The following is a 13210-nucleotide window of genomic DNA, read 5'->3' on the forward strand; positions in this document are numbered from 1 at the left end:
TGTCAGATGGAAAAAATTAACCCCGAACGGGCAAGCTGGGTCAAAAGCAGGGCGATGCGTATGACAAGTCGCGCACTGCACAGCGTCGCGCATTCTAAAGCAAGCCTGTAGCAATATTTGCCCGCTGCGTGGCGGATGCCCAGCGGACGCGGCGAAAGTCTGTGCGTTTACCTTAATTATGGAGAAAGCGGGTGGCAATATTGCAACAACTGGCGTTCGGCTTTCTTTTGCTTGCCAGTGGTTATTTGTGTGTGTTGGGGCTGATTGCTTTGCTAAAACCGGCGTTGGCGCTGCAGTTTTTACAAGGTTTTGCCACCACAGCCGCGAAGCACCGGTTAGAACTGTGCGTGAGGATGCTGCTAGGTGCAGCTTTTTTGTTGCAGGCAGAGCTACAGCATTGGCCGCAGCTGTTCCAGTTGGCTGGCTGGTTGTTGCTAGGCAGCAGCGCTGTGATGTTGCTGCTACCATGGCAGTGGCACCAAAGATTTGCCCGTCATACGGTGCCAGCTATTGCGCCCTGGCTCGGCTGCATCGGTTTAGTGTCATTATTGCTTGGCTGTGCCTTGTTACTGGCGTTGCTACAGCCATTGCGCTAACACCAGGCTCAGGCCCACATCACCATTACAGCCGCCAACATAATCAGCCCAAGGCCGAGGTAGTCTTGTTTTTTCAGTCGTTCACCAAAGAAAAATACTGAAATGAGCAAAGTAAACAGCACTTCAATCTGGCCCAGCGTTTTAACCAGCGGCACTATTTCCAGACTCATGGCAGTAAACCAGCCAAGGGAGCCAACACAGCTAGTGACGCTGGTCAGTAAAGTCAGCCGAGGGCGCAGCCATAATGCCACTAAGGTGGCGCGGTCTTTGAGCAGCAAATAAGCCAGCAACAGCAAGGTTTGCAAGCTGATGACGCACAGCAGCACCCAGGCCGCGCCATAAGGAAAAGGCAAACCAAGCGCCAGACTGGCTTCCCGCACCCATAACGACGTCAGTGCAAATGCCAAACCGGATGCAGAACCAATCAGCACTGTGGACCAGTTCAGACTACGGATACTACGCACACCACTAAGTAAAAACACCGCCACAGCGCCAATCAAGACGCCAAACCAGCCCAGCAGCGTTAAACTGCTGGCAAAAAATGCCACCCCCAGCACGGCGGCAAAAATGGCTTCACTTTTGGCAAGCCCGACGCCAATGGCATAGTTTTTTTGCTTAAATAGCACCACCATCAAGGCTGTCGCCAGGATTTGCATACCGGATGCTGCCACCACATAACCATAAAACTGGCCAGAAAAGGCTGGCAGCTGCGCCTCTGGATCAAGATATAACAGCCACAGATACAAAGCCGCCAGCGGACTGGCATACAGAAACCGCGCCAGCGTCACCCCCAGCACCGGCACATCGACCGACAACTGCTTTTGAAAAGCATTGCGCCAGGCCTGCATAAAAGCAGCCAGCAGGGTAAATAAAATCCACATCGAGACGACTCCGGAAATAACGGCTGATCATAACCAGCACACCAACGCTGCAACACAATCAAAGCACCGCAGTGTGACAGACACAGCGGGTTAATCATGCAACTGACCAGCACAAAGCGCTGACGCCATGACTATTTTGCACGCGGCGGATGGCCAGATGGGTAAACAAAAGATGTACTCTAGCCGATCTGACATCACTAAACTGCTGTTATTTTTGAATAAACGCTTAAAAAAAACGCAGTCAGCCAGATCTGTACCAAAGCGCCGTTGCAATCACAGTGAAAAGCATTATGATAAGCCCACGTCGGTACGTAGCGCAGCTTGGTAGCGCACTGTCATGGGGTGTCAGGGGTCGTGGGTTCGAATCCCGCCGTACCGACCATTAAATCCTTGATTTACAAAGTTATTTTAAAAGCCTCCAAATTCACTCGCGAAATACTCGCGAAACCACCAGCAGAAATGCGTGAGTTGTGTAGCGCACCACGTAGTTTGATAAATTCTTTTCACACAGTTTGATAAATTATCAAATTACCTGAAATGGCGTTAAACACCGCTTAAACCTGTATTTCACGATAAGGTAGTGTTGCTGGCTGTCCGATGATCCTGCTGCCTTCAATGTAAGCCTTATTGCCAGCCACCACTTTCATGCCAAGTACGCCAATTTTCAAAGTCGTGGGGCAGGTAGTACAGATCGCCAAAGATATCGGCGATTAAGAATTAGATCCGATTCTTACAGCTCAATTTCGTGCGGAACAAGCCGCAAGCCTTTAATCTAGAGGTTTTTAAGAAAACGATCTGTTGATCCGATTTATTTGAGAATCGGATCAGTGCCCCAGATCCGATTCAGCTGCCTGAAATTGATGAATCAGCCTCCAAGCCCTTATATACCGTGTTATTGCTGACTGATGCTTAGCATGTGGATTTCTCAAACCATCTGAAATCGGTGCGGCATAGAGTGGTGAATTTTATCAAACTGTATGAAATAACTTCCGATTCTGTTTGAACGAAACCAAGCGTTTAACCCCCCTTAAAACCCTGATAAACAAAGACGATCCCGCCAATTCCCGCCAAATTTTTCTTATTCCCACTTGTTGACCTTTTTATCAATCTATCTGGTGGGTTACAAAAATACCGACTGTTCTTTGCAGCTCCTCTGATCTACTGTTCAGAAATCATTCAGATTTGGCATGTCATGTTGCTGACAATGAGGCACGTAGCGTCACCGTGCTTGGTTGTGGCTGCAGGCTATCAATGGTGCAGGCCGAAGGTTTTGCGAAACATCTGACCAGTTCAGTTGCATGATCAGCCTAAGATAAGCTCTAAATTAACTATTCAATTACAAGGAATTAAAATGAAAGCAGCCTGGTTGATCGTGGCGACCTTATGTTCACAGTTTGCTTATGCGCAAGCGACAGCGGATAAAACCAGTATCGAACTGTTGCTGGCCAAAGAGCAATACAGCAAAACTATCGACGCTGTACAGCAAAAGCCGGATTATGCCAGCAACGCAGACTGGCAGGAGTTACACATTCAAGCCTTGATGGGGTTGCAAAAAAATGAAGATGCCGACGAACTCATGGTCAAAGCATTGCAGCAGTTTCCAAAGCGCGCTGAGCTTTATCATCTGGCGGCGATGAATAAATTTGCCCTGGCAGAGCAAGTCAGTATTTTCTCGGCGCCTGGTTATGCCAAAGAAGGCTTAGCTCAGTTAAAGCAAGCGGTGCAACTGGCGCCTGAACAAGGGCGTTTTCAACTGACACTGCTTGGGTTTTATCTGCAAGCGCCAGGTATTGTTGGTGGTGATGAAAAGCTGGCCAGACAAATGGCGGCTGATTTACAACAAGCCGCCGCTGCACAAAAGGCCGATCCGGTGGATGCGGCGATAGCACAAAGTATGGTGCTGCAAAGTGCTGAAAAAACTGCGGCGGCCCTGCAACTGCTTGATACACAACTACAACAAACGCCAGTAAATGTGCGTTTGCTAGTGCAAAAAGCCAATGTGCTGCGCAGTGATAAGCAAGACGCAGCCGCGTTGCCGCTTTACCAACAGGCAGTGAAATTGGCCGAAAAGCCTGGCGCTCAACATCAGCATTTGTATCAGATTGGTCGAATTGTGGCGCTGACAGGTCAGGATGCAAATGTTGGTAAAGCGGCGCTACAACAGGTGATTGCGTTTTATCAGCAAAGCGAAGGTCAGTCGTTACACTGGGCCCGGTTAAAACTGGCGCAAATCCATCTGGCAGAACAAGACCTCAGCTCAGCGCAACAACTGCTGCAGCCGTTATTGGCATTAGATTCACCTTCTGACCGATTAGCCGCTGAGGTGTCCGCACTGCACAAACAACTGAAAAAAACCAAACAGAAAACCAGTTAGTCAACAACGCTCCACTTGGCTTAAATCATTTGCCTGCTGGCTGTGAAGCGTTGGACGCCAAGCGTTGGACTGCCCGGCGCTTGGCACCGGGTCGAGTCCGACAATGTTGATAGTCGTATTTCCTCTGTGCTCACCAACAAACGTCCAGCATTGTACTTTGACAGCCAAGACAGATCCGATGAGTTGCTGTCAGCTGTATTCTGCCATGCTATGACAACGGCAGTCTTGTCTGAGCTGCTTGGTGTTGGATGATAAATGTTAATTTAATCATATAGATAATAATCAAACAAATAGATGGATGTTGTTGGCTCAGCCACTGCTGTCCGTAAAAATCCACAGCAGTTGGTTTGTTCTTTGCTAACTTTTAATCGGCGAGCGGGTTGCAATGCAGTTTACGTAAAGGTAAAGTTGGCCAGCATTTTAAAAACAATAGCAGCAGGGTGTTCAGGACGCTGTCTTGTTGACGCCAACGTCAAGTAAAATAATAAGCGCAACAGATTTTCAGACAGTGCTGACCCCGACGGGGAGAAGCTGCGGTGTCGGCAACAAGTGACCATCAGAGTCACGCTGCCACCGCAGCCTGGTTCAATTTCATGGTAAAGCAGGCAAACAACCAAGGTCCGCGTTACCCGAAACCTAAAGAGAGACCTATGACCAACCCTAACAACGCCACCATTTCGACTGTGCATACAGCCGAATTTACCAGTGGGCACGCGTTACAAATTCCAACCCTACGCATTTTACAGGACGATGGCAGCATTTATCCGGGGGCCACTGAGCCAGAGCTGGACCAGGCCACAGCACTAAAAATGTACCAGAGCATGACTTTTATCCGGGTATTGGATGAGCGGATGTTAGCCGCACAGCGCCAGGGCCGGATTAGTTTTTATATGCAGTGCCTGGGGGAAGAAGCGGCAACGGTCGGTAGTGCCGCGGCTCTGGATGATCAAGATATGATCATGGCACAGTACCGTGAACAAGGGGCCTTGCGGTATCGTGGTTTCACGCTGGAGCAGTTTATGAATCAGCTGTTCTCCAACGAAAAAGATTTAGGTAAAGGCCGGCAGATGCCAGTGCATTACGGCAGCAATGATATTTATTATATGACTATCTCCAGCCCGCTGGGGACTCAGATCCCACAGGCGGCAGGTTATGCCTATGCGCAGAAACTGCGTGGTTTGAGTAATGTCACTATTTGTTATTTTGGTGAAGGCGCCGCTTCTGAAGGCGACTTCCACGCCGGTTTAAATATGGCCGCAGTGCACAAAGCGCCGGTATTATTCTTCTGTCGTAACAATGGGTATGCCATTTCAACGCCTGCCAATGAACAGTTTAAAGGCGATGGTATTGCTTGTCGTGGCGTCGGTTATGGCATGAAATCCATCCGGGTGGACGGTGCCGACATTCTGGCTGTGTATCAGGCCACTAAGATGGCGCGTGATCATGCGATAGCCACCAATGAACCTGTGCTGCTGGAATCTATTGCTTACCGCTTAGGTGCGCATTCTTCCTCAGACGATCCAAGTGGTTACCGTAGTAAAGAAGAAGAAGAACAATGGCGTAAAAACGATCCGATTGCACGGTTTCGCTTATGGTTACTGGCCAAAGGCTGGCTGGATGATGTGGCTGATAAAGCCCAGTTGGAAGCCTTGCGCCAGGAAATTCTGGATGCACTGAAAGTGGCTGAAAAAGTGGCCAAACCAGGTATTGAACATTTAATTTCCGATGTCTACGCCGAACCTATACCTGAACTGGAACGCCAACTGGCGGAACTGAAAGATCATATCCGGAAATATCCGGCTGCTTATCCAATCACGTCAGGGAGAATGTAATAATGGCGAAGATGAATATGTTGCAGGCCATTAATAACGCCCTTGATCTGGCGATGGCCAAAGACAGCACTGTGGTCTGTTTTGGTGAAGACGTTGGCCACTTTGGTGGTGTGTTTCGTGCCACCTCTAAACTGCAGGAAAAATACGGTAAAGACCGCTGCTTTAATACGCCGTTAACTGAACAGGGTATTGCCGGTTTTGCCAATGGCATGGCGGCGCAAGGCATGAAACCAGTCGCTGAAATTCAGTTTGCCGATTATATCTTTCCGGCCTTTGACCAAATCGTCAATGAAACTGCCAAATTCCGTTACCGCTCAGGCAATGAATTTAATGTGGGTGGCCTGGTGTTCCGCACGCCTTATGGCGGTGGTATTGCCGGGGGGCATTATCACAGTCAGTCACCGGAAGCTTATTTTGCCCATACACCGGGCTTAAAAATAGCGGTGCCGCGGGATCCATACCAAGCCAAAGGCCTGTTGCTGGCATCGATAGCTTCTGAAGATCCGGTGATATTCTTTGAGCCGAAGAAGTTATATCGTGCTTCAACCGGTGAAGTGCCGGCAGAGTACTACGAAATTCCACTCGGCGTCGCGGAAGTGATGAAAACTGGTACTGATGTCACAGTGCTGGCCTGGGGCGCGCAGATTGAAATCTGCCAAAAAGCCATTGAAATGGCCGAAGCTGAGGGCATTTCCTGTGAACTGATTGACTTGCGTAGCATACTGCCATGGGATGTTGACACAGTGGCGGCCTCTGTGACTAAAACCGGCCGGTTGGTGATTAACCATGAAGCGCCGCTGACCGGTGGTTTTGCCGGTGAAATCGCGGCCACCATTCAGCAACGTTGTTTCTTGCATCTGGAAAGCCCGATTGCCCGCGTTTGTGGCATGGATACGCCGTATCCACTGGCACTGGAACGGGAATATGTGGCGGATCATTTAAAAACCTTTGAAGCCATCAAAGCTTCAGTCCAGTTCTGAGCGCGTGCGGCGAGGCTATGATGAAAAAAGATTTTATTCTGCCGGATATCGGTGAAGGCATCGTTGAATGTGAACTGGTCGAATGGCTGGTGAAAGAAGGCGATACCATTGTGGAAGATCAGCCGGTTTGTGACGTGATGACCGATAAGGCGCTGGTGCAAATTCCAGCCATTTTTAACGGTGTGGTCACCAAACTCTATTATGCCAAAGGTGACATTGCCAAAGTGCATGCGCCTTTGTTTGAGATGGCGGTTACAGGTGAAGCGGCTGAGACTGCGGTAGCTACGCCAGTTGCGGCAACGGTCGTTGCAGCCAGCGGCACTGTGGTGGAAGATTTCCTGCTGCCGGATATCGGTGAAGGTATTGTTGAATGTGAAGTGGTCGACTGGCTGGTGAAAGAAGGCGATATGATTGCTGAAGATCAGCCGATCTGTGATGTGATGACTGACAAAGCATTGGTGCAAATTCCGGCCAAATACGCTGGCAAAGTATTGAAGCTCTATACCGCCAAAGGCGATATTGCCAAGGTCCATGCACCGCTGTTCGCGATTGAACGCCAAGCGGAAGCCGGTGCTGTCAGTACGACTGCTGCTGTTGCAGCTGCCCCAGCGCCTGTCACTGTAGCGACTGCGCCAACCGCAGCTGTGGTGGTTGCTGGCTTGCACAAAGCGGTGGCCAGTCCGGCGGTACGTCGGTTGGCACGGGAGCTGAATATTGACCTGACCCAGGTACCGGGCTCCGGTGCGAAAGGCCGGGTTTATAAAGAAGATGTGCAGAAATTTGTGGCTGCGCCTGTGGCTGTAGCAGCGCCAGCGGCCAAAGCGGCTTGTGCTGTGGCTGCTGGCAAAGCGACCGCTGTGGCCGTCAGCGCCAGCACGGATGGCGGCCGTCGGGTTGAACCTATTAAAGGCATCAAAGCTGCCATGGCGCGGCAGATGGTTGAGTCTGTCGCCACTATTCCACACTTTACCTACTGCGAGGAGATTGATTTAACTGAGCTGATTGCACTGCGGCTGAGTCTGAAAGACGGTCTGGCCAAGCAGGGCGTCAAGCTCACCATGATGCCGTTTTTTATGAAAGCGATGTCACTGGCGCTGAACGAATTCCCGATATTAAACAGCCAGGTCAATGCCGATTGCAGCGAAATCACTTATTTTACCGATCATAACATTGGTATTGCGGTGGATTCGAAAGTAGGGCTGTTAGTGCCGAATATCAAAGGTTGCCAGCATAAGTCTATTGTTGATATCGCCAATGATCTGACCAAACTGACCGACTTAGCGCGGGAAGGCCGCGTTAGTCCAGCTGATTTAAAAGGCGGGACTATCACGATTTCCAATATTGGCGCCATTGGGGGCACTGTGGCGACCCCTATCATCAATAAACCGGAAGTGGCGATAGTAGCGCTGGGTAAAGTGCAGCAATTGCCAAGGTTTGACAGCAAAGGCCAGGTGGTGGCGCGATCCATGATGCAAATCAGCTGGTCGGGCGACCATCGGGTGATTGATGGCGGCACTATTGCCCGCTTTACCAATCTGTGGAAAAAATATCTGGAAGAACCAAGCAGCATGTTGATTGCAATGCGTTAAGTCATTGCAGCTTGCTTGAACAAAGCCGCCCGGTTTTCCGCTGGCGGCTTTTTTTATCGTGCCATGTTATGCCATTCCATCTCAAAGTATCGTTCAGACTCTTGATCGCATTTTGATGAGTCGGCTGCTATCGCTGATAAAGTCATTCCAGACCCCGCTGACGTAATAATTGCTTGTCAGTTATCAAAACAATGTTCGTCGTGCGATTTGGTGCTGATAAACCCGATATAGCTATCCAACTCTTTCTCTAAATTCAACGATATTTGTTGGTGAAGTCCCTCGTTCAAGCGCTGAAAAAAGATGTACTGAAATTAATGGAGGGCAAATTTGCTGCACTGCTTCAAGTGACGGTGACACTTGCGATTTCGAGTCTATGTCATGGTGTTAGTTGCGAATTTGTAGGCTAGTCGGCTTCGATAGATTTTGGTTTAAATTGCTGGACTTTAGATCTAATAACTTGTTATAGATTATCTGTTAATCAGGATGCTAAAAGTGGAAAAAAATGGAAATTCCAATCGATAAACCGCTATGGCGACAACATATACGGCCGCTGGCCGTGATCAGTGTTTGTTTAATGCTGGTATTAACGGGTTTGGTTTTTGCCAAACATGCACTGCAAACACCTGTCAGTGCCCAGCAGTTATCGCTGACCATCATTGAACATGCCCCTTTACAAAATAAAGTGTCGGCCTTTGGCCAATTGGCGCCAGCCAAAGTGCATAGCTTAATTGCGATGGTGGACGGTCGGGTGCAGCAGATTGACGCCAGGCCTGGTCAAATGGTGAGCGCCGGGCAACCTTTATTAAAGCTGGTAAATCCGAGATTGCAACGGCTGCTGGAAGAGCAACAACTGGCGTTACAAAGCCAACAAGCCGAAGTGATGCTGGTGGCGCAACAACTGACGCAAGAAGCCTTGCAGTTAAAACATGATCAACTGTTAGCAGCCGGTGAACTGAAATTGCTCGAAACGCAGTTAAAAGCCAAACAACAGTTATTTCAGCAGCAAATTGTGTCGGCGCTGGATTTTGCCCAAAGTCAGGTGCTGGTTGAACAAGCCCAGCAAAAATTACAGCTGGCCACAGAAAAGCTGCATGGGTTTAGCAGTAGCCGGCAAAATCGGCAACAAGCCGCCGAATTACAATTACAACGGGTGCAAAAACAATTTGCTATTGCCAGCCAGGATGTCGATGCCTTACAGATTGCCGCTGACTTTACCGGCCAGCTCATTGCGTTGGATGAAACGCTCAAACCTGGCAGTCGGGTCGAAATGGGGCAGGCGCTTGGTTTAGTGGCCAAGCCCGACGCTTTAGTGGCGGAATTAAAAATAGCCGCTGTCGATGCGGCCACAGTGAAACTGGGGCAGCAGGTGAAGGTGAATATTAAAGGTAAGCCGATGCCTGGGGTGATCAGTTGGATCTCACCTAATATCAGCGACAATTTTATGCGGTTGGATGTAGAACTGCAGGGCACCTTGCCAGACACCGCCCGCGCCAATATTGAAGTGAATGCGGAGATTCAAGCGGCGGAATTTCCAGCTGGCCCGCTGAGTGCCCGTCCCGCTTACATCAACAGTAGCCATCGCCGCTACCCAATTTTTGTGCTGAACCCGACCACAGATGTTTTTGAACGCCGCGAAGTGCAGGTTGGCGAAATTAATCAACGCCAAATGCAGCTATTAGCAGGCGGCAGTATTGGTGAGCAATTGTTACTGACAGTGCCTAGTCGCTTGTTAAACCAAGCGTCGATCAAACCGGAGGATCTTGATGACAGAACGACTGATTGATATTCAACAGGCGAGTAAATCATTTCGGCAAGGCAAGTTGGATATTCCAGTATTGCATCAGTTGGATTTAACAGTCCAGCGTGGTGAGTTTGTTGCACTGGAAGGTCGCTCGGGCAGCGGTAAATCCACCTTGTTATCCGTGATCGGTTTGCTCGATCAGTTTAGTAGTGGCCAGTATTTTTTATTAGGCCAGCAAGTGCAGGGGCTATCGGCTTATCAGCAAAGTGTGTTGCGTAACCGGGATATTGGCTGGATATTCCAAAACTTTAATCTGATTGCGGATATGACAGTGGCGGAGAATATTATGTTGCCGTTACGCTATCTGCGTGGGGTTAAAAGTTCGACCTACCGCAGTAAGGTGGAGCAGGTACTGGCGCAAGTGCAGCTGAGTGATAAATATGCTTGCTACCCAGAGCAGTTATCTGGCGGACAACAACAACGGGTTGCTATTGCCCGGGCATTAGTCACAGCGCCAAGTTTGTTATTGGCGGATGAACCCACCGGGAATTTAGATACCGAAAGCAGCGAGATAGTGTTTGATATTTTGCGCCAACAGCATCAACAAGGCGCAACTATTCTGATGGTGACGCATGAACCGGCGTTGGCGGCGCGCGCACAGCGGCGTTTGCTCCTGAAAGATGGCCGTTTTTGTCACACAGAATCCTCACTAAAGCGGGTATGTTAAATGGGGTGGTGGCAATGCAAAGCACAATGGAGAGGTGCCGCTGATGTTTAGTCTGATCTATGGGTGGCGGCAATGGCGCGGCCAGCGATTACAGTGGTTGTTTATTGCCTTGGGGTTGTCGTTATTGTCGGCCATGTTGTTATTGCTCAGTCAGTTATATCGGCAGTTGGTGGAGCCAAGCCCCGCTTGGTTAGGTGCGAGCGGGCCTTTTGTGACGGTGCAACGGCAAGATCCGCGTGGAGAGTTTCAATATATTAGTAATGCTGAATTAAACAAACTGTCGCAATTGCCTGAAGTGCTGGATGCTGGGCGGGTCAAATTTGGCCGTCTGCCAAGTGTGCGCATTGCTGAGCAGCGCCATGAAGATTTGCGGGTGGCTTATTACAGCGACAACTTACCGCAGTTATTGCAGTTGCCTGAGCCATTTAGTTATCTACCGCAACAAAAGCCAGGCGTTTATCTCAGCCATTGGCTGTGGCAACTGTTGGATAAACCGGCGCTTGACGGGTTAATGCTGGTGGTGAACCAAGCCTCGGGCTGGCAGTATCCGGTCCTTGGGGTGTTACCGAAAGAATTTAATCGCTTTACCTCGCAAAGACCCGCGCTTTGGTTGCCAATGACTGAATCTCGTCGACGTTCTACCGAGCAACGAGGTGAGAATTTTGCCGATAAACCCAGCGAGAAAACCATCGCCTTTAATGAAAATTTTCCCGATTATTTAGCCATTGCCAAATTAGCTGGCAACACGGATTTAATTGCGTTGGCTCAGCGTTTTGATGCTATCGAAACCCAATGGTTGGGTTATGGTTATCATCTCGATGAAGAGCCCCATCAAGCGGTGTTGTTGCCAGGTGTGGAGTTGTTCCCGCAACAACGCGCGATGCTATTGAATAACTGGTGGTTATTAAGTTGTCTGAGCTTGATGTTGGCCTCTGTCGTGGCGCTGAACTTGATGGTGTCTTTATTGGGGCAGTTGATCAGGCGCAGCCATGAATTTGGCGTGCGGCGTATGTTTGGGCCAGGGTTCGGCCCCTTGTGCCGACAATGTTTAATGGAGCAGTTGCCGCTGTGTCTGTTTGCTCTGGTGGGGGGCTTATGTGGCTATGCGTTGTTTATCAAGCTGTTAAGTTCCACTCAACTGTTTGGTTATTATTTCGGGCCTGCGGGTTTGCCCTTTGAGTTGTGGACTTGGTTAGGCACTGTGGTGGTGATCTGTGGTTTTATTTTACTCTGCAGTTTATTACCGCTGTGGTTGCTGGTGGGGAAAACACGGTTTTATCGCAATCGTCAGGCGCAGAGTCATCGCTGGCAGTTGCAGCTGTTGCGGTTCCAGCTGTTATTGCAAGCCAGTGTGGCAGGTTTCGTGCTGTTACTGGCGGCGTCTTTACAAGTGCTGTTGTGGCAACAACAACAAGAGATGGCACAGTACCCTTATAGTGAAATAGAGGCGAAGCTAAAGCCTGGTTATATACCGGATGCTCGACTGCAACAAGGGCTGCTAGGGGGCTTAGGGCCCATGCAGTTAGCGTTGTCAGCATCAGCCTTTGACGACCCTTTTAGTTCTGCGGGCCTGCTGGCCCTGGATGGCAGTGATACCACCTATCAGGTTTTTACGATGATGGTATCAGAGCATTATTTAACCTTTGTGAAGGCAAAAGTCTTGGCAGGAAGCTTGGTGTTGGCATCCAACCAACTGGTACTGAGTCAAAGTGTTGCCGATAAATTGCTGCAGCCTGGGCAAAGTTATGCCGATTTGATTGGGGTCGATGTAGCCTGGCAAGAGCCGATGGCGCGCAACTCACGGATTAGCGGTATTGTGGCCGACTTGCCGCATAGTGGCGTTGGCCAACAGCAGCAGCCCATGATGTATCAATTGTGGAAGCCAAATGCCTTTTTTAAATATTCAAAACTTTCTGTGTTGACTGCGCCCGCGCTGGAGGACCCGGTGTTAGATGCGCTGGACGAGTGGGCAGATCAGCAGTCGCAGGATGTGGAGTTATTGCCCAAAGGCTTATTGTCGGAGCAACTGAAGACCAAGAATGAATCACAATGGCTGTTAACGCAGTTATCTTTATGGATGGCGCTGCTGATTTGTGTGCTGACGTGCGTGAGTTTGTATTATCAAGTGAATGCGCAACTGGCCTTACAGCAACAGCGGTTGGGGACCATGTTAGCCTTGGGGGCGCAGCGCAGCAGCTTAATTGGCCGATTATGTGGCCAGCATCTGCTGCTGTTAGTGGCGGCCATGCCGGTGGTGGCTGGTTTGTTGTATGGGCTGAGTCCATGGTTGGCCAGCAAAATGGGCTCAACTGTGTTTTTACCCCAAGTGGTGCCTATGGTGGTGGCGCTGCTGTTGCTGATGGTGTTGCTCGCCAGCTGGCTACCAGCGCAATGGCGCTTACGCAGACCCATTAGTGAACTGTTACAAGCGCGCTGAGGCGGTTTTTCACAGGCGATGGAGGTGCCGCTGATGGACTGCCAGCGGACTTC

9 protein-coding genes and 1 tRNA gene are annotated in these 13210 nt (G+C 49.8%); 9 read left to right on the forward strand and 1 reads right to left on the reverse strand.

Annotated elements, in window-relative coordinates; all coding sequences use genetic code 11:
- Positions 1–191: 191 nt before the first annotated feature.
- Complete coding sequence (locus tag AC53GJ_RS10390; RefSeq protein ID WP_496732606.1) at positions 192–596, forward strand: hypothetical protein; 405 nt, start codon at positions 192–194, stop codon at positions 594–596.
- Between the two features lie 8 nt (positions 597–604).
- Here AC53GJ_RS10390 and AC53GJ_RS10395 read toward each other — a convergent pair whose 3' ends face one another.
- Complete coding sequence (locus tag AC53GJ_RS10395; protein ID WP_496732607.1) at positions 605–1477, reverse strand: DMT family transporter; 873 nt, start codon at positions 1475–1477, stop codon at positions 605–607.
- A gap of 305 nt (positions 1478–1782) precedes the next feature.
- On the opposite strand from AC53GJ_RS10395, the gene AC53GJ_RS10400 reads away from it, so the two are divergent.
- The 8 genes from AC53GJ_RS10400 to AC53GJ_RS10435 all read left to right on the forward strand — a co-directional run bounded on the left by AC53GJ_RS10400 (position 1783) and on the right by AC53GJ_RS10435 (position 13157).
- Positions 1783–1859, forward strand: a tRNA-Pro gene (locus tag AC53GJ_RS10400).
- Between the two features lie 969 nt (positions 1860–2828).
- The gene (locus tag AC53GJ_RS10405) at positions 2829–3851 is read left to right on the forward strand and encodes a hypothetical protein (RefSeq protein WP_496732608.1); all 1023 of its coding nucleotides are present in this window, start codon (positions 2829–2831) and stop codon (positions 3849–3851) included.
- Between the two features lie 650 nt (positions 3852–4501).
- A complete protein-coding gene (locus AC53GJ_RS10410; protein WP_496732609.1) occupies positions 4502–5683 on the forward strand; it encodes a thiamine pyrophosphate-dependent dehydrogenase E1 component subunit alpha in 1182 nt (393 codons plus the stop codon).
- Between the two features lie 2 nt (positions 5684–5685).
- Entirely contained in the window at positions 5686–6663 is a 978-nt protein-coding gene (locus AC53GJ_RS10415; protein ID WP_496732610.1) for an alpha-ketoacid dehydrogenase subunit beta, read from the forward strand.
- 20 nt (positions 6664–6683) lie between these two features.
- The gene (locus AC53GJ_RS10420; protein ID WP_496732784.1) at positions 6684–8252 is read left to right on the forward strand and encodes a dihydrolipoyllysine-residue acetyltransferase; all 1569 of its coding nucleotides are present in this window, start codon (positions 6684–6686) and stop codon (positions 8250–8252) included.
- A gap of 502 nt (positions 8253–8754) precedes the next feature.
- The gene (locus tag AC53GJ_RS10425) at positions 8755–10035 is read left to right on the forward strand and encodes an efflux RND transporter periplasmic adaptor subunit (RefSeq protein ID WP_496732611.1); all 1281 of its coding nucleotides are present in this window, start codon (positions 8755–8757) and stop codon (positions 10033–10035) included.
- Entirely contained in the window at positions 10016–10720 is a 705-nt protein-coding gene (locus AC53GJ_RS10430; RefSeq protein WP_496732612.1) for an ABC transporter ATP-binding protein, read from the forward strand. The genes AC53GJ_RS10425 and AC53GJ_RS10430 overlap by 20 nt, the downstream gene beginning before the upstream one ends.
- Before the next feature lie 43 nt (positions 10721–10763).
- Positions 10764–13157, forward strand: a complete 2394-nt coding sequence (locus tag AC53GJ_RS10435) for an ABC transporter permease (RefSeq protein WP_496732613.1) — start codon at positions 10764–10766, stop codon at positions 13155–13157.
- The last annotated feature ends 53 nt before the right edge of the window (positions 13158–13210 follow it).

Source organism: Rheinheimera sp. B2H12 (assembly GCF_059620065.1).